Source organism: Kluyvera sp. CRP (assembly GCF_019930565.1).
In the GTDB taxonomy this organism is placed as follows: Bacteria; Pseudomonadota; Gammaproteobacteria; order Enterobacterales; family Enterobacteriaceae; genus Kluyvera; species Kluyvera georgiana_A.
Genome location: NZ_CP082841.1, coordinates 4,820,690 through 4,845,010, shown reverse-complemented (window position 1 = coordinate 4,845,010; position 24,321 = coordinate 4,820,690). Strand labels below are relative to the sequence as shown.

At 55.7% G+C, this 24,321-nt stretch carries 25 protein-coding genes; 15 read left to right on the top strand and 10 right to left on the bottom strand.

Translation table 11 applies throughout. The features are described 5' to 3' along the window. The first annotated feature begins 71 nt into the window (after positions 1–71). From aegA to maeB, 4 genes are all read left to right on the top strand, one after another. A complete protein-coding gene (aegA, locus tag K7B04_RS22950; protein WP_223803098.1) occupies positions 72–2,054 on the top strand; it encodes a formate-dependent uric acid utilization protein AegA in 1,983 nt (660 codons plus the stop codon). A 58-nt stretch (positions 2,055–2,112) separates the two neighbouring features. Beyond that, complete coding sequence (gene nudK, locus K7B04_RS22945; RefSeq protein ID WP_223803097.1) at positions 2,113–2,688, top strand: GDP-mannose pyrophosphatase NudK; 576 nt, start codon at positions 2,113–2,115, stop codon at positions 2,686–2,688. A gap of 105 nt (positions 2,689–2,793) precedes the next feature. Next, positions 2,794–3,843 carry a DUF1176 domain-containing protein gene (locus tag K7B04_RS22940; RefSeq protein ID WP_223804216.1) on the top strand — a complete coding sequence of 350 codons (1,050 nt, stop codon included), beginning with the start codon at positions 2,794–2,796 and terminating at the stop codon, positions 3,841–3,843. Between the two features lie 408 nt (positions 3,844–4,251). Continuing rightward, a complete protein-coding gene (gene maeB / locus K7B04_RS22935) occupies positions 4,252–6,531 on the top strand; it encodes an NADP-dependent oxaloacetate-decarboxylating malate dehydrogenase (RefSeq protein ID WP_163446123.1) in 2,280 nt (759 codons plus the stop codon). A 62-nt stretch (positions 6,532–6,593) separates the two neighbouring features. Here the strand turns inward: maeB and hemF are convergent, their stop codons facing one another. Both hemF and amiA read right to left on the bottom strand, forming a co-directional pair. Next, positions 6,594–7,496 carry an oxygen-dependent coproporphyrinogen oxidase gene (hemF, locus tag K7B04_RS22930; protein WP_223803096.1) on the bottom strand — a complete coding sequence of 301 codons (903 nt, stop codon included), beginning with the start codon at positions 7,494–7,496 and terminating at the stop codon, positions 6,594–6,596. Continuing rightward, positions 7,496–8,365, bottom strand: a complete 870-nt coding sequence (amiA, locus tag K7B04_RS22925) for an N-acetylmuramoyl-L-alanine amidase AmiA (protein ID WP_064543656.1) — start codon at positions 8,363–8,365, stop codon at positions 7,496–7,498. The genes hemF and amiA overlap by 1 nt, the downstream gene beginning before the upstream one ends. Positions 8,366–8,578: 213 nt before the next feature. On the opposite strand from amiA, the gene K7B04_RS22920 reads away from it, so the two are divergent. From K7B04_RS22920 to K7B04_RS22905, 4 genes are all read left to right on the top strand, one after another. Next, entirely contained in the window at positions 8,579–9,004 is a 426-nt protein-coding gene (locus K7B04_RS22920) for a GNAT family acetyltransferase (protein WP_035891508.1), read from the top strand. Next, positions 8,991–9,440 (top strand): DUF2919 domain-containing protein, encoded by a 450-nt coding sequence (locus tag K7B04_RS22915; RefSeq protein ID WP_223803095.1) that lies wholly within the window; start codon positions 8,991–8,993, stop codon positions 9,438–9,440. The genes K7B04_RS22920 and K7B04_RS22915 overlap by 14 nt, the downstream gene beginning before the upstream one ends. 61 nt (positions 9,441–9,501) lie before the next feature. Beyond that, positions 9,502–10,077, top strand: coding sequence for an RpoE-regulated lipoprotein (locus K7B04_RS22910; RefSeq protein WP_064543660.1), 576 nt, complete (start codon positions 9,502–9,504; stop codon positions 10,075–10,077). A 98-nt stretch (positions 10,078–10,175) separates the two neighbouring features. Then, complete coding sequence (locus tag K7B04_RS22905; protein ID WP_163446120.1) at positions 10,176–11,075, top strand: Dyp-type peroxidase; 900 nt, start codon at positions 10,176–10,178, stop codon at positions 11,073–11,075. A 109-nt stretch (positions 11,076–11,184) separates the two neighbouring features. Here the strand turns inward: K7B04_RS22905 and K7B04_RS22900 are convergent, their stop codons facing one another. Then, the gene (locus tag K7B04_RS22900; RefSeq protein ID WP_163446133.1) at positions 11,185–11,547 is read right to left on the bottom strand and encodes a DUF559 domain-containing protein; all 363 of its coding nucleotides are present in this window, start codon (positions 11,545–11,547) and stop codon (positions 11,185–11,187) included. A 197-nt stretch (positions 11,548–11,744) separates the two neighbouring features. Between K7B04_RS22900 and K7B04_RS22895 the strand changes: the two genes are divergently transcribed. The 5 genes from K7B04_RS22895 to cysM all read left to right on the top strand — a co-directional run bounded on the left by K7B04_RS22895 (position 11,745) and on the right by cysM (position 16,563). Then, complete coding sequence (locus K7B04_RS22895) at positions 11,745–12,761, top strand: sulfate ABC transporter substrate-binding protein (RefSeq protein WP_223803094.1); 1,017 nt, start codon at positions 11,745–11,747, stop codon at positions 12,759–12,761. Next, positions 12,761–13,594, top strand: a complete 834-nt coding sequence (cysT, locus tag K7B04_RS22890; protein ID WP_065355867.1) for a sulfate/thiosulfate ABC transporter permease CysT — start codon at positions 12,761–12,763, stop codon at positions 13,592–13,594. Before K7B04_RS22895 ends, cysT begins: the two co-directional genes overlap by 1 nt. After that, positions 13,594–14,469, top strand: a complete 876-nt coding sequence (gene cysW, locus K7B04_RS22885) for a sulfate/thiosulfate ABC transporter permease CysW (protein WP_163446118.1) — start codon at positions 13,594–13,596, stop codon at positions 14,467–14,469. The genes cysT and cysW overlap by 1 nt, the downstream gene beginning before the upstream one ends. After that, positions 14,459–15,553: a sulfate/thiosulfate ABC transporter ATP-binding protein CysA gene (gene cysA, locus K7B04_RS22880; RefSeq protein WP_163446117.1), complete on the top strand. Its 1,095-nt coding sequence runs from the start codon at positions 14,459–14,461 to the stop codon at positions 15,551–15,553. Before cysW ends, cysA begins: the two co-directional genes overlap by 11 nt. A 98-nt stretch (positions 15,554–15,651) precedes the next feature. Further along, the gene (gene cysM, locus K7B04_RS22875) at positions 15,652–16,563 is read left to right on the top strand and encodes a cysteine synthase CysM (RefSeq protein WP_163446116.1); all 912 of its coding nucleotides are present in this window, start codon (positions 15,652–15,654) and stop codon (positions 16,561–16,563) included. Here cysM and K7B04_RS22870 read toward each other — a convergent pair. Genes K7B04_RS22870 through ptsJ form a run of 3 tightly spaced genes read right to left on the bottom strand, consistent with a single transcriptional unit; the run spans position 16,560 to position 19,035 of the window. Continuing rightward, the gene (locus tag K7B04_RS22870) at positions 16,560–16,961 is read right to left on the bottom strand and encodes an SgcJ/EcaC family oxidoreductase (RefSeq protein ID WP_223803093.1); all 402 of its coding nucleotides are present in this window, start codon (positions 16,959–16,961) and stop codon (positions 16,560–16,562) included. The genes cysM and K7B04_RS22870 overlap by 4 nt on opposite strands. A 9-nt stretch (positions 16,962–16,970) precedes the next feature. Then, positions 16,971–17,726: a type 1 glutamine amidotransferase gene (locus K7B04_RS22865; RefSeq protein WP_163446114.1), complete on the bottom strand. Its 756-nt coding sequence runs from the start codon at positions 17,724–17,726 to the stop codon at positions 16,971–16,973. A 13-nt stretch (positions 17,727–17,739) separates the two neighbouring features. Beyond that, positions 17,740–19,035, bottom strand: a complete 1,296-nt coding sequence (gene ptsJ / locus K7B04_RS22860) for a transcriptional regulator PtsJ (RefSeq protein ID WP_223803092.1) — start codon at positions 19,033–19,035, stop codon at positions 17,740–17,742. A gap of 85 nt (positions 19,036–19,120) precedes the next feature. Between ptsJ and pdxK the strand changes: the two genes are divergently transcribed. Together pdxK and K7B04_RS22850 are read left to right on the top strand one after the other, a co-directional pair. Next, a complete protein-coding gene (gene pdxK / locus K7B04_RS22855; RefSeq protein WP_163446112.1) occupies positions 19,121–19,987 on the top strand; it encodes a pyridoxine/pyridoxal/pyridoxamine kinase in 867 nt (288 codons plus the stop codon). Next, the gene (locus K7B04_RS22850) at positions 19,984–20,223 is read left to right on the top strand and encodes a cytoplasmic protein (RefSeq protein WP_163446111.1); all 240 of its coding nucleotides are present in this window, start codon (positions 19,984–19,986) and stop codon (positions 20,221–20,223) included. The genes pdxK and K7B04_RS22850 overlap by 4 nt, the downstream gene beginning before the upstream one ends. 134 nt (positions 20,224–20,357) lie before the next feature. On the opposite strand, the gene crr is transcribed toward K7B04_RS22850, so the two are convergent. From crr to cysK, 4 genes are all read right to left on the bottom strand, one after another. After that, positions 20,358–20,867, bottom strand: a complete 510-nt coding sequence (gene crr / locus K7B04_RS22845) for a PTS glucose transporter subunit IIA (RefSeq protein WP_065355860.1) — start codon at positions 20,865–20,867, stop codon at positions 20,358–20,360. A gap of 40 nt (positions 20,868–20,907) precedes the next feature. After that, positions 20,908–22,635: a phosphoenolpyruvate-protein phosphotransferase PtsI gene (gene ptsI, locus K7B04_RS22840; protein ID WP_167575281.1), complete on the bottom strand. Its 1,728-nt coding sequence runs from the start codon at positions 22,633–22,635 to the stop codon at positions 20,908–20,910. 45 nt (positions 22,636–22,680) lie between these two features. Beyond that, entirely contained in the window at positions 22,681–22,938 is a 258-nt protein-coding gene (ptsH, locus tag K7B04_RS22835; RefSeq protein ID WP_002913505.1) for a phosphocarrier protein Hpr, read from the bottom strand. Positions 22,939–23,323: 385 nt separating this feature from the next. Continuing rightward, positions 23,324–24,295, bottom strand: coding sequence for a cysteine synthase A (cysK, locus tag K7B04_RS22830; protein ID WP_163446109.1), 972 nt, complete (start codon positions 24,293–24,295; stop codon positions 23,324–23,326). Positions 24,296–24,321 lie beyond the last annotated feature (26 nt).

The window sequence follows — 24,321 nt, the reverse complement described above, 5'->3', positions numbered from 1 at the left end:
TGTACGGGGATTCCTCGGCTAATAAATAGGACTTATAAATATAAGGTTTTTTAACCATAGGCTGAGCGAGTATGAACCGTTTTATTAGGGTAGATAGCCAACAATGCATTGGATGCAGGGCGTGTGAAGTTGCCTGTGTGATGTCGCATAACGGAGAGCAACATGTGCTCGACGCGTCGCAGTTTATGCCGCGCATCACGGTCGTCAAAATGAACCATCAACGAGGGGCCGCTACCTGCCATCATTGTGAAGATGCCCCCTGTGCACGCAGCTGCCCGAACGGCGCGATTCGCCAGGTCGATGACGCCATCCAGGTCGACCAGGCGAAGTGCATCGGCTGTAAATCCTGTGCGGTTGCCTGTCCGTTTGGCACCATGCAAATTGTCCTCGCGCCGACTCAGGATGGGCGTGTAAAAGCCACGGCCCACAAATGCGATCTCTGCCACGAGCGCCCGGCAGGCCCGGCTTGTGTGGAAAACTGTCCGGCGGACGCCCTACAGCTGATGACCAGCCAGCAACTTAGCGATATTGCGCGCACCCGACGCCTGCAAACGGCCTGCCGCGAAGCGCAGCCGTGGCACAGCGAGAGTCGTGCGCCGGCTGCGAAGATTCAGCGTAGCAAGGTGCAGCAGATGGCGCAGACACCCGCTCGCGGTGAAGCGGATAAACTCAATCTTGCCGCCCGTAAAACCGGCTTCGGCGAAATTTATCTGCCGCTACGTCACGAACAGGCGCAACAGGCTTCCGCACGCTGCCTGAGCTGTGGCGAGCATAGCGTTTGCGAATGGACCTGTCCGCTGCACAACCATATTCCGCAGTGGATCGAACGGGTCAACGCCGGGGATATTGACGCGGCGGTCGAGCTGTCGCATCAGACCAACCCGCTGCCGGAAATCACGGGCCGCGTCTGCCCGCAGGATCGCCTGTGTGAAGGGGCCTGTACCCTGCGCGATGAGCACGACGCGGTCACGATTGGCAATATTGAACGCTATATCTCTGACCGTGCGCTAGCCAAAGGCTGGCGTCCGAATATTGGCAATGTCGCCAGCAGCGGTAAGCGAGTGGCGATTATCGGCGCCGGGCCTGCCGGGCTGGCATGCGCCGACATTCTGGTGCGTCAGGGCGTGCAGCCGGTCGTGTTTGACCGCCATCCGGAAATCGGCGGACTGCTGACCTTCGGCATCCCGGCATTCAAGCTGGATAAATCGCTGATGGCCCGCCGCCGTGAAATCTTTAGCGACATGGGGATTCGCTTTGAGCTGAACTGTGAAATTGGCAAAGACATCCCCCTGGACAGGTTACTGGAAGAGTATGACGCCGTGTTTGTCGGAGTGGGCACCTACCGTTCCATGAAGGCGAATTTGCCGAATGAAGATGCGCCGGGGGTGTATGACGCGCTGCCGTTCCTGATCGCGAACACGAAAAACGTGATGGGGCTAGAGGCGTTGCCTGAGGAACCGTATATCAATACCAAAGGGCTTAACGTGGTGGTGCTTGGCGGCGGCGATACGGCGATGGACTGCGTGCGTACCGCACTGCGTCACGGTGCGGAAAAGGTCACCTGTGCCTATCGTCGCGATGAAGCCAACATGCCTGGGTCGAAAAAAGAGGTCAAAAACGCGAAGGAAGAGGGAGCGGAGTTTGAGTTCAACGTTCAGCCCGTCACGCTGGAGCTGGATGCTGAGGGCCGCGTGTGCGGCGTCCGTTTCCTGCGTACTGAGCTTGGTGAGCCGGATGCTCAGGGTCGCCGCCGTCCGACGCCAATTCCCGGCAGCGAGTTTGTGATGCCTGCTGATGCGGTCATCATGGCCTTTGGTTTCCATCCGCACGGTATGCCGTGGCTGAACGCGCTGGGTGTGGAGGTTGACGACTGGGGACGCATTCGCGCCAACGTGCATTCGCGCTACCGTTATCAAACCTCGAATCCCAAAATTTTCGCCGGTGGCGATGCGGTGCGTGGTGCCGATCTGGTGGTCACCGCAATGGCCGAAGGCCGTCATGCGGCGCAGGGGATCCTCGACTGGTTAGGCGTGAAAATCACCCGCGCGCATTGACGATACCCGGGCTTCACGGCGTAATATGACGCGAAAGCGTTATCGCCGTGGAGCCTGTATGTCCCTTAATATCAACGTTATTAAAGATAAAATCCTGTCCGAAAACTACTTCGTCCTGCGCAATATTACCTACGATTTGACCCAAAAAAATGGCGAAGTGGTGCAACACAAACGCGAAGTTTACGACCGTGGCAACGGCGCGACGGTGCTGCTCTACAACCGCCAGAAGCAGAGCGTGGTGCTGGTGCGTCAGTTCCGTGTCGCCACCTGGGTGAACGGTAATGCCAACGGCATGCTGATTGAAACCTGCGCCGGGTTGCTCGACGACGACGAGCCGGAAGCGTGCATTCGCAAAGAGGCTATCGAAGAGACCGGCTATCAGGTCAACAACGTGCGTAAAGTGTTTCAGCTGTATATGTCGCCGGGCGGCGTGACCGAAATCGTCCACTTCTTTATTGCCGAATACGACGATCGTCTGCGCGATAACGCGGGCGGCGGCGTGGATGATGAAGATATTGATGTGATGGAGCTGCCGTTCACCCGTGCAATTGAGATGATTCGCACTGGTGAAATTTGCGATGGTAAGACGGTGATTTTACTCCAGTATCTGCAAGGTTCAGGCCTGATGGCGTAATTTTCTGGCCAGCTCAATCCGATAAATCCGATTGAGCGCTACCGCTTCGTCCTCCAGGATAGCCCCGGTAAGTTGATGCTTTTTTCTTCTGGGGTTGTACCGTCCATGCGTTACCGCATTCTCCTTTTTTTCTTCTGCATCGGGTGGCTCCCGACGTCGTTGACGTGGGCGGCGCCGACGCAGCAGCTTTTTTCCGACTGGTTGGTGACCTGTAATAACCAGAATTTCTGTGTGACCCGTAACGTTGGCCTGCACTATGGTCTGGTGATGACCCTCAGCCGCAGCGCCGGGGCGCACACCGATGCCCAACTGCGTATTGAGTTGGGCGGGCTGGTTAACCCGGTGGCGGCGGTCCCGGCGATCGAGCCTCGGCTGCTGCTTGATGGGAAGCCGCTAAAGCTCAGCGGCGAGCACTGGAAAATACAGCCGAAATGGCTGTCGACCGGCGATAGCGTCACCATAGACGCCTTCCTGCAACAAATTCAGGATGCTCAGGCCATTACGCTGTCGAAGGGTTTGCAGGTGATGTCGTTACAGGGGCTGAAGGCGGCGTTGCTGTTTATCGATGCCCAACAGAAACGCGTGGGTAATGAAACCGCGTGGATCCGTAAAGGCGACGAGCCGCCGCTGAGCGTGCCGCCCGCTCCGCCGCTTAAGACCGTCGCAAAAGTTAGCCCTGCGCCGACGCCGCTCGGTCGCGATGAATACAACGACCTGCTCGATTTCGCCACCTGGCGGATGAACAACGTGCAGTGTTCGCTGGATCCGCTGCGGCGTGAAGTGTGGGTGACCGCATTAAGTGACGATAAAGCGCTGATCATGACCAGCTGTGAATCCGGGGCCTACAACACTATCTATCGTGCCTGGCTGGCGTCGCGCAAAAAGCCGTTTGCCACCACGCCGATTCGCCTGCGTTTGCCGTTCCTGCCTTCCGGTAAGGAGGGGCGTGATATTGAACTGGTGAATTTGACGTTTAACGAACATACGCGTGAACTGATCACGCTTGAGAAGGGACGCGCCCTCGGCGACTGCGGTACACAGACGCGCTGGCGCTTCGATGGACAACGCTTTCGCCTGGCGCGTTACGCCACTCAACCGCAGTGTGACAACTGGCAGGGAGCAGACGCCTGGGCTACACAGTGGGTTTCCGGTTAACGTTTTCACTATTCCATTCCAGGGGCAGCCGCCCCTCCGCGTCTTTTCAATGTTGATAAAAATGTATCAACAACATGATTAATATAACGATTTTAGATGATGGCTTAACGAGGGCGGTTTCCCCAGGATGGTAGACTTGCCCCTGCATCGCCCGGATGGCGGAAGGCGATAGCCGTTTGGTTATGGCTGGCATAACAAAAAAGCATATCCGGAAATCATGATCTTACTATCGATAGTTGATAACATAAGCGACATAAATAAATAACAAAGCAAGGCGTGTTCGCAAGAGTATGGCGGCCTTCAAAGTTTACCGGGCGGTCACAGGCGATACTAGGCGCTTCCTTCGGGAGTGCATCAGGACGTAATTGCGCTTCACCCTTTTAGTTTGATACGTGAAAGGAACCCTAAATGGACGACCAATTAAGACAAAGTGCCCTCGATTTCCATGAATTCCCCGTTCCAGGCAAAATTCAGGTAGCGCCGACCAAGCCGCTCGCCACCCAACGCGATCTCGCGCTGGCCTACTCGCCGGGCGTTGCCGCGCCGTGTCTGGAGATCGAAAAAGATCCGCTGGCGGCCTACAAATATACCGCGCGCGGTAACCTGGTAGCGGTGGTGTCCAACGGTACCGCCGTACTGGGTTTAGGCAATATCGGCGCATTGGCCGGTAAACCGGTGATGGAAGGTAAGGGCGTTTTGTTCAAGAAATTCGCCGGTATCGACGTTTTCGATATCGAAGTGGATGAAACCAACCCGGACAAATTTATCGATGTCGTGGCGGCGCTGGAGCCGACCTTTGGCGGCATCAACCTCGAAGACATCAAAGCGCCGGAATGTTTCTACATTGAACAGCAGCTGCGCGAGCGCATGAACATTCCTGTGTTCCACGACGATCAGCATGGCACCGCGATTATCAGTACCGCGGCCATCCTCAACGGCCTGCGCGTGGTGGAGAAAAACATCTCTGACGTTCGCATGGTGGTCTCCGGCGCGGGCGCGGCAGCGATTGCCTGTATGAACCTGCTGGTGGCGCTGGGGATGCAGAAACACAATATTGTGGTCTGCGACTCGAAGGGCGTGATCTATGAAGGCCGCGAGCCGAATATGGCGGAAACCAAAGCCGCCTACGCGGTGAAGGATGACGGCAAGCGCACGCTGGACGACGTGATTGCCGACGCCGACATCTTCCTTGGCTGCTCCGGCCCGAAAGTGCTGACCCAGGAGATGGTGAAGAAAATGGCTCGCGCGCCGATGATCCTCGCGCTGGCGAACCCGGAGCCGGAAATTCTGCCGCCTCTGGCTAAAGAAGTACGCCCGGATGCGATTATCTGCACTGGTCGTTCCGACTACCCGAACCAGGTGAACAACGTGCTGTGCTTCCCGTTCATCTTCCGTGGTGCGCTGGACGTTGGCGCGACGGCGATTAACGAAGAGATGAAGCTGGCGGCAGTTCACGCGATCGCCGAACTGGCCCACGCCGAGCAGAGTGAAGTGGTGGCTTCCGCTTACGGTGACCAGGATCTGAGCTTTGGCCCGGACTACATTATTCCAAAACCGTTCGATCCGCGCCTGATCGTTAAGATCGCCCCGGCCGTGGCGAAAGCGGCGATGGACTCCGGCGTCGCAAAACGCCCGATTGCCGATTTTGACGCCTACATCGAGAAACTGAGCGAGTTTGTCTACAAGACGAACCTGTTTATGAAACCTATCTTCTCGCAGGCACGTAAAGAGCCGAAGCGCATCGTGCTGGCGGAAGGGGAAGACAACCGCGTTCTGCACGCCACCCAGGAGCTGATCACCCTGGGGCTGGCGAAGCCGATTCTGATTGGCCGTCCGAGCGTTATCGAGATGCGCCTGCAGAAGTTGGGCTTGCAGATTAAGCCGGGCGTCGACTTTGAAATCGTCAATAACGAATCAGACCCGCGCTTTAAAGAGTACTGGCAGGAATACTACAGCCTGATGAAGCGTCGCGGTATCACGCAGGAACAGGCGCAGCGCGAGATGCGCAGTAATACCACCGCGATTGGTTCAATCATGGTGCAGCGCGGCGAAGCGGACGGCATGATTTGCGGTACGATCGGTGATTACCATGAGCATTTCAGCGTGATCAATCCGTTATTCGGCTACCGTGACGGCGTGCATACCGCGGGCGCGATGAACGCGCTGCTGCTGCCGAGCGGTAACACCTTTATTGCCGATACCTACGTCAACAACGATCCGACGCCGGAGCAGATTGCTGAAATCACCCTGATGGCGGCGGAAAGCGTGCGTCGTTTCGGTATCGAGCCGCGCGTGGCGTTGCTGTCGCACTCTAACTTTGGCTCTTCCGACTGCCCGTCGGCCAGCAAAATGCGCGATGCGCTGGAGCTGGTGAAGGCGCGCGCGCCGGAGCTGATGATTGATGGCGAAATGCACGGCGACGCCGCATTGGTTGAAAGCATCCGTAACGACCGCATGCCGGATAGCCCGCTGAAAGGTTCGGCGAATATTCTGGTGATGCCGAATATGGAAGCTGCGCGTATCAGCTATAACCTGCTGCGCGTTTCCAGTTCCGAAGGGGTGACCGTTGGGCCGGTGCTGATGGGGGTATCGAAACCGGTACATATCCTGACGCCGATCGCCTCCGTTCGCCGCATCGTCAACATGGTGGCGCTGGCGGTGGTTGAAGCCCAGACCCAGCCGCTGTAAAACAAAAAAAGCCCCATTTTGGGGCTTTTTCGTGAGGCCTGATAGCGCTTCGTTTATCAGGCTTACGAAAGCCAGTCTTTCACTTTGATAAATTCGCTCAGCGCCGCTTCCGGGCTGTTTTCATCCGGCTGGTAGTTATACTCCCAGCGCACCAGCGGCGGCATCGACATCAGAATCGACTCAGTGCGCCCGCCGGTTTGCAGGCCAAACAGCGTGCCTCTGTCCCACACCAGATTAAATTCAACGTAGCGCCCGCGACGGTAGAGCTGGAAATCACGCTCGCGTTCGCCGTAGGCGATATCTTTACGACGCTCGACGATCGGCAGATAGGCGTCGGTAAAACCTTTCCCCACCGCCTGCATAAAGCCAAAGCAGTGATCGAAGTCTGGCGTATTCAGGTCGTCAAAGAACAGGCCGCCAATGCCGCGCTGCTCGTTACGGTGCTTAAGATAGAAGTAGTCGTCGCACCACTTTTTGTAGCGCGGGTAGACGTCGTCACCAAACGGCTGACACAGGTCGCGTGCGACGGTGTGCCAGTGCACAGCGTCTTCGTTAAAGCCGTAGTAGGGGGTTAAATCGAAACCGCCGCCGAACCACCACACCGGCTCTGCACCGGGCTTTTCAGCAATAAAAAAGCGCACATTGGCGTGGCTGGTTGGCACATACGGATTGCGCGGATGGATAACCAGCGAGACGCCCATCGCTTCGAAGCTACGTCCTGCCAGCTCCGGACGGTGCGCCGTGGCGGAAGCGGGCATGGCGTCGCCGTGTACGTGGGAGAAATTCACGCCCGCTTGCTCAAACAGTGCGCCATCGCGTAGCACCCGGCTGCGGCCACCGCCGCCGGCTGCACGCTGCCAGCTATCTTCAATAAATGCGCTGCCATCGAGCTGCTCAAGCTGCCGACAAATATCGTCCTGTAGCCCGAGCAGAAAGGCTTTGACCTGCTCTACGTTAATCTTCATCAGCGGCGCTTCGCGTGGGCTTTCTGGTTATCGAACCAGTGGAAGTAGCTGATGATGCCAGAAGCAATCGCATCGGCTATTTTCTGGCGAAACGCGGCGGTACCCAACAGTTTTTCTTCCGCCGGGTTGGTGATAAACGAGGTTTCCACCAGCACCGACGGGATCGACGGCGACTTCAGCACCACGAACGCGGCTTGTTCAGTGCTGCGGCTATGCAGCTTATGCACGGGCTTGATTTTCTTCAGCACGTGCGAGCCGAGCGTGAGGCTGTTTTTGATGGTATCGGTTTGCACCAGATCGAACAGCACCTGCTGGAGCAGATGGTCTTTATCCTTGGCCTTTTTACCCGCCAGTTCATCGGCGGCGTTTTCACGGTCTGACAGATATTTTGCCATGGCGCTACTGGCCCCGCGGTTGGAGAGGGCAAACACCGACGCGCCCGCAGCGGACGGATTGGTAAAACCATCGGCGTGGATCGACATAAACAGGTCCGCGCCGTGCTTGTGGGCAATCTCAACCCGATCGTACAGCGGAATAAAGGTGTCGCCTGAACGGGTCAGTTTGGCGTCGATACCGTTTTTCTGCAAAATGGCGCGCACGTTTTTAGCAATCGCCAGTACGACGTGCTTTTCTTTGGAACCGTTGTGGCCAATTGCGCCGGTATCAATACCGCCGTGGCCTGGGTCCAGCATGACCAGTCGGCGATTCGATGATTTTTTCGCTGGTTTGCTGTGACCATTGCTGGTTTTTAATGTTGTGTCTTTCGCGGCTGCCTGAGACGCGATTCCCGACAGCGTGAGCGCAGCCAATCCGGCTTTTAGCACCTGACGGCGCGAAGTCAGTATTTTTAAAGGTTTAAACGTGCTCATTCCGGCCTGAGTTGTAAAAACAAGAATCTGTATGTTATATCGTATCGCGATTTTGGTTACGACTGTTCGCGATGAGAATTGTTTTACTTTTCATTTCAATACGTGTCTGTACCTTATTATGCCATTTTTTTCACTGTGCCGCGTCAGATATTGGCTAAATTGGCCGTTCACGCCATAATCACTGTTTTTAAACCTGAAAAGGTGGGCAATACCATGGAGATACGCGTTTTTCGCCAGTCGGACTTTGAAGAGGTCATCACCCTGTGGGAGCGATGCGATCTGCTGCGACCATGGAACGATCCTGAGATGGACATCGAACGGAAGGTGAATCATGACGTCAGCCTGTTTCTGGTGGCGGAAGTGAACGGCGAAGTGGTTGGCACCATCATGGGCGGCTATGACGGCCATCGCGGGTCGGCCTACTATCTCGGCGTGCACCCGGAGTATCGCGGGCGCGGCATTGCCAACGCGTTGCTCAACCGTCTTGAGAAAAAACTCATTGCTCGCGGCTGTCCGAAAATCCAGATTATGGTGCGCGAAGAAAACGACGTGGTGCTGGGCATGTACGAGCGACTGGGCTATGAACACGCCGATGCCCAAAGCTTAGGAAAGCGCCTGATCGAAGATGAAGAGTACTGATTTCTCGCCCGCTGATTACGATGCGCAAGGTCGCCTGCGCTTGCCGTTTCTGTTCTGGTGCCTGCTGTTGTTGCAAGCGCGGACGTGGGTATTGTTCCTGATGGCGGGGGCCTCCCGCGATCAGGGCGATGCCTTACTGAATTTGTTCTACCCCGACCACAGTCTCTTCTGGATTGGCCTGCTGCCCGGCGTACCGGCGGTGCTGACGTTTTTGCTTAGCGGACGGCGGCATGTCTACCCGCGTTTATGGCGTTTCCTTCATCCGTCGTTAGTTGTGGCCCAGTTGATTCTCCTGTTTTGGCAGCCGTGGTCGTGGCTCAGCGGCGAAGCCGTCTCCGGCGTTGGAGTAAGCCTGCTGGTTCTCGATATTTATGCTCTGTGGTGGCTGCTGAGCAATCAACGTTTACGCGCCTGTTTTCGTGATGTCACAGATTGAACGGCACTTTTTGTGTTTACTGGACTCCAATAGGCCTGACTTGAATTTATAGGAAGTAGGAATGAAATCGCTGCGTTTACTCTTGTGTGCACTGCCGCTGGCGCTGACCGGCTGTTCAACATTGTCTTCGGTTAACTGGTCGGCGGCCTATCCGTGGAACTGGTTTGGATCTTCTGCTGGCGTGACCGAGCAGGGCGTTGGCGGCATTACCGGCACCACGGCGCTGAGCGAGCAGGCGATTAGCGACGCACTCGGCAGCGATTACCGCCTACGTAGCGGCATGAAGGCGCATGACGGCAACATCGTCCGCTATTTTGAAGCGCTGCGTGGCGACAAGGTGGCAATGGTCATCAACGGTGACAGCGGTACCGTCAGTCGTGTTGATGTGCTGGATGACGGCATTGTCGCCGCCGACGGGGCGAAGGTCGGCACGGCCTTCAATACGCTCTACGACAAAGCGTATGGTCACTGCCAGGCCGCAAGCGGAGACGAAAGTAACGTCGTGGAATGTAAAGCGAAAGACAGCCAGCACATTAGCTATCAGTTCTCCGGCACCTGGCAGGGGCCGCAGGGCCTCATGCCACCTGACGACGCGCTGAAAAACTGGACGCTGTCGAAAATCATCTGGCGACGCTAAATTTGATGTTGAATTGACCCGCTGCGGTGAAAAGCGGGTACAATATGTGAGGTTTTTCTATGCCACGACGTCGTGGCATTTTATTTTCAGGAGGAGCGATGTCTCAGGTTCAGAGCGGCATTTTGCCGGAACATTGCCGCGCGGCGATTTGGATTGAAGCCAATGTGAAAGGGGACGTTAACGCCCTGCGTGCCGGCAGCAAAATTTTTGCCGAAAAGCTGGCGGCGTTCCAGGATAAATTCCCGGAAGCGCATTTAGGCGCGGTAGTTGCGTTTGGCCACGACACCTGGCGCGAGCTGAGTGGCGGCGTGGGCGCTGAGGAACTGAAAGATTTTCCTCAGTATGGCAAGGGGCTGGCGCCTTCCACGCAGTTTGACGTACTGATCCACATCCTCTCTCTGCGTCATGACGTGAACTTCTCCGTGGCCCAGGCCGCGCTGGCCGCTTTTGGCGACTCGCTGGACGTGCAGGAAGAAGTACACGGCTTCCGTTGGGTTGAAGAACGCGACCTGAGCGGCTTTGTTGACGGCACTGAAAACCCGGCCGGTGAAGAAACCCGTCGTGAAGTGGCGGTGATCAAAGACGGCGTCGACGCGGGCGGCAGCTATGTTTTCGTGCAGCGCTGGGAGCACAACCTCAAGCAGCTTAACCGCATGAGCGTGCCGGATCAGGAAATGATGATTGGCCGTACCAAAGAAGCCAACGAAGAGATCGACGGCGACGATCGTCCGGAAACCTCGCACCTGACTCGCGTAGACCTGAAAGAAGATGGTAAAGGACTGAAGATTGTGCGTCAGAGCCTGCCGTACGGCACGGCCAGCGGTACGCACGGCCTGTACTTCTGCGCTTACTGCGCGCGTTTGCACAATATTGAACAGCAGTTGCTGAGCATGTTTGGCGATACCGACGGTAAGCGTGACGCAATGCTGCGCTTTACTAAGCCGGTGACCGGTGGGTATTACTTTGCGCCTTCGCTGGATAAGCTGGTGGCGTTGTAATTCAGAGCCGCCCCTCACCCTAACCCTCTCCCCAGGGGGAGAGGGGACCGTTTGATGCGGTTTGATGTAACGAAACTGATGGTCAGGCTCGTTTTTCACCCTCTCCCTCTCAGGGAGAGGGCCGGGGTGAGGGTAATTGCGACACCAGAGCCTCCAGAATCTGCGCCAACACAGCTTCCTCATTGTCTATTAGTTCGTTATTCCAGAATCTCAGCACTCTCCATCCTTGTCGCTCAAGCCACGCTGTTCTCCGCGCATCGTACCCGCTTCTTTCATCATGCTGCCCCCCATCCAACTCGACGGCAAGATGTGCCGCACAGCAGGCAAAATCAAGAATAAACGGCCCAACCGGATGCTGGCGGCGAAACTTAAACCGCGCAAATCGGCGATCCCGCAATTGATACCATAACCGGCGTTCCTCTGGTGTCAGCCTTTGTCTGAGCTGACGAGCAAAACCAAACGTATTCTCCATATCTGGCACTTTGCCCGCATGTTTGCGCTTTGTCAGAATGCAGTTACGATTCTGGAATTGTGCTCCAGAAAGTCGCATTCGCCGCTTATTCCCTTTTCAACTTCCAAATCACTAAACGGTATATAAAACCGTTACTCCTTTAGTACCCGTTATAAATACACTGATGCTCAGAAAGTCCTCACACTATAGGGTGCGCAATGGCGATTAAGTTACTGAAAAAAGGATACCTGACTCTGGCGGCATCTGTGCTGCTGATGGCTCAGGCGCAGGCGACGGAACTGTTGAACAGCTCCTATGACGTTTCCCGCGAGCTGTTTGCCGCCCTGAATACGCCGTTTGAGCAGCAGTGGGCGCAGGAGAATGGGGGGGACAAACTGACAATCAAGCAGTCCCATGCCGGTTCTTCCAAACAGGCGCTGGCAATTCTGCAGGGCTTAAAAGCAGACGTTGTAACTTATAACCAGGTAACCGACGTGCAGATTCTGCATGACAAGGGCAACCTGATTCCGGCGGACTGGCAGGCGCGTTTGCCGAATAACAGCTCGCCGTTCTATTCGACCATGGCGTTCCTGGTACGTAAGGGCAACCCGAAGAATATCCACAGCTGGAATGATCTGGTGCGCCCGGACGTGAAGCTGATTTTCCCGAACCCAAAAACCTCCGGTAACGCGCGCTATACCTACCTGGCGGCGTGGGGCGCGGCGGATCAAGCTGACGGTGGCGATAAAGCGAAAACCGAGCAGTTTATGACCCAGTTCCTGAAAAACGTCGAAGTGTTTGATACCGGCGGCCGTGGCGCAACCACCACTTTCGTGGAGCGTGGTCTGGGCGATGTGCTGATCACTTTCGAATCCGAAGTGAACAACATCCGCAAACAGTATGAAGCACAGGGCTTTGAAGTGGTGGTGCCAAAGGTCAATATTCTTGCGGAGTTCCCGGTGGCATGGGTGGATAAAAACGTGAAGGCCAACGGTACCGAGAAGGCGGCGAAGGCTTACCTGAACTATCTGTACAGCCCGCAGGCGCAGACCATCATCACCGATTACTACTACCGCGTGAATAACCCGCAGGTGATGGATAAGCTGAAAGATAAATTCCCGCAGACCGATCTGTTCCGCGTGGAGGACAAGTTTGGTGCCTGGCCGGAAGTGATGAAGACGCACTTCGCCAGCGGTGGCGAGTTAGACAAGCTGTTAGCGGCGGGGCGTAAGTAATGTTTGCTGTTTCCTCCAGGCGTGTGCTGCCGGGCTTTACCTTAAGCCTCGGCACCAGTCTGCTGTTTGTCTGTTTGATTCTGTTACTGCCGCTCAGCGCGCTGGTGATGCAGCTCGCTGAGATGAGCTGGTCGCAGTATTGGGAGGTGATCAGCAACCCGCAGGTGGTCGCCGCCTATAAGGTGACGCTGTTGTCGGCATTTGTCGCCTCTATCTTTAACGGCGTATTTGGTTTGCTGATGGCGTGGATTTTAACGCGCTACCGTTTTCCTGGCCGCACGTTGCTGGATGCCTTGATGGATCTGCCGTTCGCGCTGCCGACGGCTGTGGCTGGCCTGACGTTAGCATCGCTGTTCTCGGTAAACGGTTTGTACGGCGAATGGCTGGCGAAGTTTGATATCAAGGTGACCTATACCTGGATCGGCATCGCGGTGGCAATGGCGTTTACCAGTATCCCATTCGTGGTGCGTACCGTGCAGCCCGTGCTGGAGGAATTAGGCCCGGAGTATGAAGAAGCGGCAGAAACCCTGGGCGCAACGCGTTGGCAGAGCTTCCGTAAAGTGGTGCTGCCGGAGCTGTCTCCGGCGCTGTTGGCGGGTGTGGCGCTGTCCTTTACGCGTAGCCTCGGCGAGTTTGGCGCGGTGATATTCATCGCTGGCAACATCGCATGGAAGACGGAAGTGACCTCGCTGATGATCTTTATTCGCCTGCAGGAGTTTGATTATCCGGCGGCGAGTGCGATTGCTTCGGTGATCCTTGCAGCCTCTCTGCTGCTGCTGTTCACCATCAATACTTTGCAAAGTCGCTTTGGTCGGCGTGTGGTAGGTCATTAATGGCGGAAGTGACTCAATTGAAGCGTTATGACGCGCCCCGCTTTAACTGGGGCAAATGGTTTCTGATAGGTACCGGGGTACTGGTTTCGGCCCTTATCCTGTTGGTGCCGATGATTTATATCTTCATCCAGGCGTTCAGCAAAGGATTAATGCCGGTATTACAAAACCTGGCCGATCCGGACATGCTGCACGCCATCTGGCTGACGGTGATGATTGCGCTGATTACCGTGCCGGTAAACCTGGTATTCGGCGTGCTGCTCGCCTGGCTGGTGACGCGTTTTGACTTCCCGGGCCGTCAGTTGCTGCTGACGCTGCTGGACATCCCGTTTGCGGTCTCGCCGGTCGTGGCGGGTCTGGTGTATCTGCTGTTTTACGGCTCCAACGGTCCGCTTGGCGGCTGGCTGGAAGCACACAACCTGCAAATTATGTTTGCCTGGCCGGGCATGGTGCTGGTGACCATCTTTGTCACCTGTCCGTTTGTGGTTCGCGAGCTGGTCCCGGTGATGCTCAGCCAGGGTAGTCAGGAAGATGAAGCGGCGATTCTGCTTGGCGCGTCCGGCTGGCAAATGTTCAGACGCGTAACGTTACCGAATATTCGCTGGGCGCTGCTGTACGGCGTGGTGTTGACCAACGCTCGCGCTATCGGCGAGTTCGGCGCGGTATCGGTGGTTTCCGGCTCAATTCGCGGCGAGACGCTGTCGTTACCGTTACAGATTGAACTGCTTGAACAGGATTACAACGCCGTCGGTTCCTTTACCGCGGCGGCGCTGCTGACCCTGATGGCGATTCTGACGTTGTTTTTAAAGAGTGCGTTGCAGTGGCGTTTGCATAATCAAGAAAAACGCGCGCAACAGGAGGGAAATCATGAGCATTGAGATTGCCAATATTAAGAAATCTTTTGGTCGCACCCAGGTGCTGAATGATATCTCTCTGGATATCCCTTCCGGCCAGATGGTCGCGCTGTTGGGGCCCTCTGGCTCCGGGAAAACCACGCTGCTGCGTATTATCGCCGGGCTGGAGCACCAGACCAGTGGGCACATCCGTTTCCACGGCACTGACGTCAGTCGCTTGCATGCGCGCGATCGTAAGGTGGGTTTCGTGTTCCAGCACTATGCGCTGTTCCGCCATATGACGGTGTTTGACAACATTGCTTTCGGTTTGACGGTGCTGCCGCGTCGTGAACGACCCAATGCCGCCACCATTAAAGCGAAAGTGACCAAACTGCTGGAGATGGTGCAACTGGCGCACCTTGCCGATCGCTATCCGGCGCAGCTTTCCGGCGGGCAAAAGCAGCGTGTGGCGCTGGCTCGCGCGTTGGCGGTGGAGCCACAAATTTTACTGCTCGATGAACCGTTCGGCGCGCTGGATGCGCAGGTGCGTAAAGAGCTGCGTCGCTGGCTGCGTCAGCTGCATGAAGAGCTGAAATTCACCAGCGTGTTCGTCACCCACGACCAGGAAGAGGCGATGGAAGTTGCCAACCGCGTGGTGGTGATGAGCCAGGGCAATATTGAACAGGCCGACGAGCCGGATCAGGTATGGCGCGAGCCAGCTACGCGCTTCGTGCTGGAGTTTATGGGTGAAGTGAACCGTCTGCAGGGTATTGTGCGCGGCGGGCAGTTCCACGTCGGCGCACACCGCTGGCCGTTAGGCTACACGCCATCCTATCAGGGGCCCGTGGATCTGTTCCTGCGTCCGTGGGAAGTGGATGTCAGCCGCCGTACCAGCCTCGATTCGCCGCTGCCTGTGCAGGTGCTGGAAGCCAGCCCGAAAGGGCACTACACCCAATTAGTCGTGCAGCCGCTGGGGTGGTATCACGATCCGCTAACCGTGGTGATGCGCGGTGACGACGCGCCGCTGCGCGGCGAGCGTCTGTTTGTCGGCTTACAGAACGCGCGTTTGTATCATGGTGACGAGCGGATCGAATCCCATGAGACGCTTGCTCTGGCCGAAACGGCCTGATAGCTTAATCGCACGTGGTTTTGCCGGGGGGCGCTACGCTTGCCCGGCCGACGGCCCGGTACGCAAAACGCTGCCGGGTTTTTTATTGGACAGCAGAAGTGAATACATTAGAACAAACGATCGGCAACACGCCGCTGGTCAAATTGCAGCGTCTGGGGCCGGAAAACGGCAGCGAAATCTGGATCAAACTGGAAGGTAACAACCCGGCAGGGTCGGTAAAAGACCGCGCGGCGCTGTCGATGATCGTCGAGGCGGAAAAGCGTGGTGAAATCAAACCGGGTGACGTACTGATTGAAGCCACCAGCGGAAATACCGGTATTGCACTGGCGATGATTGCCGCGCTGAAAGGCTACCGCATGAAGCTGCTGATGCCGGATAACATGAGCCAGGAACGCCGTGCGGCGATGCGTGCCTACGGCGCCGAATTGATTCTGGTGACCAAAGAACAGGGGATGGAAGGCGCCCGCGATTTAGCGCTGGAGATGGCCCAACGCGGTGAAGGCAAGCTGTTGGATCAGTTCAACAATCCTGACAACCCGTACGCACACTACACCACCACCGGCCCGGAAATCTGGCAGCAAACAGAAGGGCGTATCACCCATTTTGTTTCCAGCATGGGCACCACTGGCACCATTACCGGCGTGTCGCGTTTTCTGCGCGAACAGGAGAAAGCAGTCACCATCGTTGGCCTACAGCCGGAAGAGGGCAGCAGCATTCCGGGCATTCGCCGCTGGCCTGCCGAGTATATGCCAGGGATTTTCAACGCCAGCCTGGTGGACCAGGTGCTGGATATTCACCAGAACGACGCGGAAAATACCATGCGCGCGCTGGCGGTAAAAGAAGGGGTGTTCTGCGGCGTCAGTTCCGGTGGCGCGGTTGCCGGCGCGATTCGCGTAGCGGAACAGAATCCGGGAGCTGTGGTGGTAGCGATCATCTGCGATCGCGGCGATCGCTACCTGTCTACCGGCGTGTTTGGCGAAGAGCACTTCAGCCAGGGGGCGGGGATCTAAACCGCAGGACTATCCAGCAGGTCGGTGCCGTAGGAGTTGTCTACCGTGCACAGCCAACGCCCTTCCTGCTGGCGAAACACGTAGGTCGCACGGCGCGTGACCTGTGTCGTGCCCCCTTCGGCGAGCGGGATATCTAACCGCGTTTCCATAATCACCAGCGCGTTATCGCCCCCTTCAATAATCTCCATACGACCCTGCGTTACCACCAGTCGATGCTGAAAGTAATCAGCGATGGCGATAAACGCTTTGCGGATGTTTTCCTTGCCGCTGACTACCATCCCCGGCTTGACGACCAGGGTGGCGTCGTCGGCATAGTATTCCATCAACGTGGCGTAGTTTTCCTGCGAGATGGCGCGGTCGCAGGCTTCGATAACGGCTCTTAGCGATGATGCTGGCATGTATTCTCCTTATAACCGTGTGCGATCCCGGTGGCGCTGCGCCGTAGACGAACTGGAGGGCGATTGGGTCAGCTTATCAAGAAATTCCCACAGTTTCTGGTTCATTTCACGATAATCATGGGTACGCATCTCATCTACTGAGCGAATGAATGGCTTGCCTTTGGCCTCAGCCAACTCCTGTTCAGAGTGTTGAATCAGCCCTTCAACCGCCTCGGCGGTAAATTCCATATGGCACTGGAAGCCGTACACCTTATCGCCATATTGTACGATCTGACGTGGACAGCCATCACTTTCGGCCAGAATGACCGTTCCGGCGGCTAAGCCCGGCATGTCGTTGTGCCAGTGGCCGACGGTGAGCGGTGAGCCAAAGTGGCTGAACAGCGGGTGCTGTTGGCCTGCTGCGGTGAGGATAATCGGGTAGTGACCAATCTCTTTTTCCGGGCTCTGACAAACGGCTGCGCCTAGCGCTTCACCAATCAGCTGCGAACCCAGGCAGATGCCGACGACGGTGCGCCCGGCGTCTATCGCCTGACGAATCAACCGCTGCTCGGCTTGTGAATCAAAGTAGGGGCACTCGGCAAGCGTAGTACGTGGCGACTGAGGTCCGCCGAACACCACCAGCATATCAAAGCCGTCAGCGTTGTCGGGGACACTTTCATACCGATAGACGTGAGTCCAGCTAACGTCGTGGCCGCGAGACTCGGCCCAGGGGAGGTAAGCGCCTGCGGATTCAAACGATTCGTGAAGCACAAAATGGACGCGCATGGATGTTCTCCTGTCAGAGGCTAAGCGCATGATAAATATCGGACGCCAGACGATTGATGTCGTTGTCGTTAAGGGTTGAAAGGGTGATACGCAGGCCGTGCGCGGGCGCGTTGACGCCAAACGCTTCACCTTCGCGGACCAGCCAGCCAGCTTTTGCCAGCGCAAACGCTGTACGCTGACTGGGAGTTGCAAGCGGTAGCCATAGGTTCAGGCCGTCCCCCTGAAGCACGCCGTCTACACCGTGGCGGCCCAGTGCCTCAGCCAGTTTCTGCTGTTGGCCAGCATAAAACAGGCGGGATTCGGTGAGAGTACGTTGGTAGGCTTCGTCCGCCAGGCAAGCGTAAACCAGATCCTGTAACAGATGGCTGACCCATTGGCTACCGGCGTTAAGCCGTAGTCTTAGCCTGGCTGACGTGGCCGGGTCGCTGGCGACAAAAGCCAGCCGCAGGTCCGGGCCTAACGTTTTAGACATTGATCGAACCACGGCCCAGTGCTGGGTTTGCGGCGTGAGTACCGGATGCCAGGCCGCGGACGACAGCAGCGCAAAGTGGTCATCGACAATAACCAGTACCTGCGGGTAGCGACTCAGCACCTGCTGGATAGCGGCGGCGCGAGCGGCGCTCAGGCTGTAGCCTGTGGGGTTGTGGGCGCGTGGCGTTAAAATCACCGCGCGCGCGCCTTTGGCGAGCGCCAGTTCAAGCTTTTCCGCCACCAGTCCTTCGCCATCAATCTCTACCGGGCTGGCATTAAAACCGCTGTAGCGCAGCATGCTAATGCTGCTGAGAAAGCAGGGGTCTTCCACAACCACGCTGTCGCCGGGGAGCAAGTGCGCGCAGAGCAGGCGCTCAATGGCATCCACCGCGCCGTTGGTCAGGTCGATATCGCCGGCGGCGGGCATGGCATCCTGCATCCATGCCAGCGCCCAGTCATACAGCGCTGGAGACACCGGCGCATCACCGTAAAGGCGTGGCGTGCGGCTGATGTGCGAAAGATAACGCGCCAGGTCAGGTAATCTGGTCGTCGCCGGGTTTCCGCTGGAAAGGTCGGTGAGCGGCGTATGCGGATTCCCACCTTCCAGTGCCGTTGGCGCAGGTGTCTCTTTCACAACGGTGCCGTTGCGTCCCAGGCTTAGCGCCAGTCCTGAGGTCACCAGCCGTTTGTAGGCAGACGCCACCGTATTACGGTTTACCCCCAGTCTTGCAGCCAGTTCCCTGACCGGCGGCAGCGTTTCACCCTTCGCCAGTTGGCCGCTGGTGATATGCTGACGAATACTGTCAAAGATTTCGTTGGCGCTTTTTCCGTCGATCATTATTGACCTATGACAAAATGAAATTTAGCATATGACGATAATAGTGAGGCGCTCGCCCGCTGTCCAGAGTCATGAGGAGAAGGAGATGGGGCAGGATAGTGAAATACAGTCGGTGCTCTTCAACGATACGCACCGCGCGCTGCAAACGGATATCGTTGCGGTGCAGTCTCTGGTGGTTTACGGCAGCGTCGGCAACAGCATTGCCGTTCCGGCCATAAAAGCGCATGGCCTACGGGTCACCGCGGTGCCAACGGTGCTGTTCAGCAACACGCCGCATTACGAGACGTTCTACGGTGGAATTATTCCCGGCGAATGGTTTGGCGGTTATCTCACCGCACTGAATGAACGTGACGCGTTGCGCGAGCTGAAGGCCGTGACCACCGGCTATATGGGCAGCGCTGAGCAGATTGCGCTGCTGGCGCAGTGGCTGAAAATGGTGAAGATCACGCATCCGGATATCTGCATTCTGGTCGACCCGGTGATTGGCGATGTCGACAGCGGGATGTATGTGAAGGCAGAAATTCCAGAGGCCTATCGTACGCACCTGTTGCCGCTGGCGCAGGGGCTAACGCCGAACGTATTCGAGCTGGAAATGCTGAGTGGTAAGCCCTGTGGCACGTTGAATGAGGCGATTTCGGCGGCGCAATCGCTGTTATCTGAGACGCTAAAATGGGTGGTGATCACCAGCGCGCCGGGCCAGACGACAGAAAATATTACGGTGGCGGTAGTGACCGCGGAATCTACGGCCATCATTGACCATCCACGTCTGGAAACGGACTTAAAAGGCACTGGCGATCTGTTCTGCGCCGAGCTGATTAGCGGCATTGTGCAGAAAAAAACGCTGTCCGATGCCGCCCATGATGCGGCACAGCGGGTGCTTGAGGTGATGAGCTGGACACAGAAATGCGGCTGCGATGAATTAATTCTGCCGCCGGCAGAGGAGGTGCGATGAAGAGCTACCGTCTGGTTATTCGCCATAACGGGCGTCTGGTGGGCCATTTTGATACCAGTGGGCAAAATGCGCTGGAGGATGCCTGCGTCGCGCGTGCGATGTTCGGCGTCACCGGTGGTTATCAATGTGAGCTGCAGGTGTCCGATTCCGAACGTCGGATAGTGGAAAGTGGCCCGGAGGGGATGAAAATCCTGATGCGCGAGCCATGCTTTCGCCCGGTGACCTCGCAGCTGTAATTGGTAGGCCGGATAAGGCGCTTGCGCCGCCATCCGGCAATCGTATGGCATATTGCCTGATGGCGCTGCGCTTATCAGGCCTACAGGCAAAAAAAATGGCGCCAATCGGCGCCATTTTTATATGCGGTTAAGAATTACTTCTTAATGCGAATCACCGGAGTTTCACCCACGGTAACGCTACCGGAAAGCTTAGTCAGCTCTTTGATCTCGTCCATGTTGGAGATAACAACCGGCGTCAGGGTAGACTTGGCTTTCTCTTCCAGCAGCGGCAGATCGAACTCGATAACGGTGTCGCCAACTTTCACGCGCTGGCCTTCTTCCGCGATACGTTTGAAACCTTCGCCTTTCAGTTCAACGGTGTCGATACCGAAGTGAACGAACAGCTCGATGCCGCTATCGGATTCGATAGAGAAAGCGTGGTTGGTTTCAAAGATTTTACCGATGGTGCCGTCAACCGGCGCAACCATTTTGTTGCCGGTCGGTTTGATAGCAATGCCATCACCAACGATTTTCTCAGCAAACACTACATCCGGTACGTCTTCGATGTTGACGATTTCACCAGAGAGCGGTGCAATGATCTCAATGGTTCCGGTGTCTTTTTTATCATCAGAAACCAGAGATTTCAGTTTATCGAACAAACCCATGATCTTCTCCTAAGCAGTAATTTGGGCCGCGTCTCGTGGATTAGCAGATTGTTTTTTCTTCAATGAACTTGTTAACCAACGCCAGTAATTCGTCTGTTGTTGGTTGCGCAAGTGCTTGCTCTGCTAATACCTTCGCATCTTCGAAGTTCGTGTTACGGATAATCTTCTTAATGCGCGGGATAGAAATGGCGCTCATAGAGAATTCGTCCAGACCCATCCCCAGCAACAGAAGTGTAGCACGTTCGTCGCCTGCAAGCTCACCACACATGCCAGTCCATTTGCCTTCAGCATGAGAAGCATCAATAACTTGCTTGATCAAGTTGAGGACAGACGGCGACATTGGCTGGTAAAGATGTGAAATCATATCATTACCACGGTCAACTGCCAGAGTATACTGCGTTAAATCATTGGTGCCGATACTAAAGAAATCAACTTCTTTGGCTAAATGACGCGCAATTGTCGCCGCCGCCGGTGTTTCCACCATCACGCCGATTTCGATTGACTCGTCAAATGCTTTACCTTCGTCACGCAGTTCCTGTTTGTAGATCTCGATCTCTTTCTTCAGTGCACGCACTTCTTCAACGGAGATGATCATCGGGAACATGATGCGCAGCTTACCGAAAGCGGAAGCACGCAGGATGGCGCGTACCTGGTCACGCAGGATCTCTTTACGATCCATCGCGATACGCACGGCACGCCAGCCCAGGAACGGGTTCTCTTCTTTCGGGAAGTTCATGTACGGCAGCTCTTTATCGCCGCCGATATCCATGGTACGAACAATCACCGCCTGAGAGCCACAGGCTTCAGCAACGGCTTTGTACGCAGCAAACTGTTCTTCTTCAGTTGGCAGCGCGTCGCGGTCCATGAACAGGAATTCGGTGCGGTACAGACCAACACCTTCAGCGCCGTTACGCTCAGCACCGTCGATATCACGCACGGTACCGATGTTGGCACAAACTTCAACCTGGTGGCCATCAAGGGTGATTGCCGGCAGATCTTTCAGTTTTGCCAGTTCGGCTTTCTCAGAAGCAACCTGCTCCTGAACGGCACGAAGCTTGTCAATTTCTTCGTTGGTTGGGTTGACGTAAACCACGTTGTTTACGGCATCCAGAATCAGATAGTCGCCATTTTTCACCTGAGTGGTGACGCTACCGGTACCCACGATCGCTGGCAGTTCCAGGGAACGCGCCATGATGGAAGTGTGGGAAGTACGGCCACCGACGTCAGTGATGAAACCCAGCACCTTTTTCAGGTTCAGCTGTGCGGTTTCTGACGGCGTCAGGTCAGCGGCAACCAGGATAACTTCGTCCTGAATCGCGCTCAGGTCAATAATCGCCAGACCCAGGATGTTGCGCAGCAGGCGCTTACCGATGTCACGTACGTCAGCCGCACGTTCTTTCAGGTATTCATCATCCAGTTCTTCCAGGGCAGTCGCCTGACCTTCGATAACTTCATGCGCAGCCGCGTCAGCCGTCATGTTCTTATCTTTAATCAGGGCTATGATTTCCTGCTCCAGCTCCTCATCTTCGAGCAGCATGATATGCCCTTCGAAGATGGCTTCTTTTTCTTCACCGAAAGTTTCGCCAGCTTTAGTTTTGATAGCTTCGAGCTGCGCGGACGCCTTAGCGCGACCGTTCAGAAAACGCTCAACTTCCTGCTCAACCTTATCGGCAGAAATTTTCTTCCGGTCGATGACAATTTCATCTTCTTTCAGCAGCAATGCTTTACCGAAAGCGATACCCGGGGATGCTAAAATGCCTGAAATCATAACCCTACCTTACTTGTGACTGATATTTAAAAGAACTCGTTGAACTTACTCGAGTTCAGCCATCAGTTTAACCAGATGCTCAACTGCTTTCTGCTCGTCTTCACCTTCTGCGGACAGGGTGACAACAGTACCCTGAGTCAGGCCCAGAGTTTGCAGTTTGAACAGGCTTTTCGCGCTAGCGCTTTTGCCGTTGGAAGTCACAGTGATCTCAGAAGTGAAGCCTTTCGCTTCTTTAACAAACTGAGCAGCAGGGCGGGTATGCAGACCGTTCGGAGCGGTAATGGTAACTTCTTGCTGGAACATTATATTTCCCCAACTTATAGGTTTAGTGTTGTGGAACTAAAGTCTAGCCTGGTGGCTACACTTTAGCCTGTATTACTCAATTCAAGCGACGTCCACAAAATCAGCACTACCATCGGCGACAAACCTTCCGACGCAGACGCTTCTGGCCTTTGACGTTTCGCTTATCATTAAACATTATGCCGCGAAAGCAGGATTTGAACCAAATCATAAAATCGATTCAGCACAGGAAAAGCTGTAATGAATAATTTCGCGGCTCAAAATAAATATGATGGTTAAATACCAGACCTACGGAGGTGAAGCAATGCCAGGGGGGGTAAAAGTTTGACGTGCACCACAAAAAAGCACCCAAAAGGGTGCTTTTTTACACAATTTTAACGCGCTGGCATTACTGTTGCAGTTCTTTCTCAGTGAAGAGATCTGCGAACAACGCCGTGCTCAAATAGCGTTCACCCGAAGACGGTAGGATAACCACAATATTCTTATTGGTAAAGGTTTCATCTTCCTGGAGTTTCAGCGCTGCGGCAACCGCTGCACCGGAAGAGATCCCGGCCAGAATACCTTCTTCTTCCATCAGGCGACGCGCGGTGGAGATGGCTTCTTCATTCGTAATCGCGACGACTTTATCGATCAGCTTCAGATCGAGGTTGCCCGGGATGAAACCAGCGCCGATCCCCTGGATCTTATGCGGGCCTGGCTTCAGCTCTTCACCGGCCAGCGCCTGAGCGATAACCGGGGAGTCGGTAGGTTCAACGGCGACGGAAATCAGATCCGTTTTGCCTTTTGTGCCTTTAATATAGCGAGACACGCCGGTCAGCGTACCGCCGGTGCCCACGCCTGCAATGAAAACGTCAACCTGTCCGTCGGTATCTTCCCAGATTTCCGGGCCGGTGGTTTTTTCGTGAATTTCCGGGTTAGCCGGGTTGCTGAACTGTTGCAGCAGCAGATATTTTTCCGGGTTACTGGCGACGATTTCTTCCGCTTTCTGAATCGCGCCTTTCATCCCTTTCGCGCCTTCAGTCAGCACCAGGTTCGCGCCCAGCGCTTTCAGCAGCTTACGGCGTTCGATACTCATGGTTTCCGGCATGGTCAGCGTCAGTTTGTAACCGCGAGCGGCAGCGACATAGGCCAGAGCGATACCGGTGTTACCGCTGGTCGGTTCAACCAGCTCGATACCCGGTTTCAGTACACCGCGTTTTTCGGCATCCCAAATCATATTGGCACCGATACGGCATTTGACGCTGAAGCTCGGGTTACGTGATTCAACCTTCGCCAGGATGCGCCCGTTACCGATGCGGTTCAGTCGTACCAGCGGCGTATGACCGATAGTCAGGGAGTTATCTTCAAAAATCTTACTCATGGCCTGTCCTTAACTGTATGAAATTT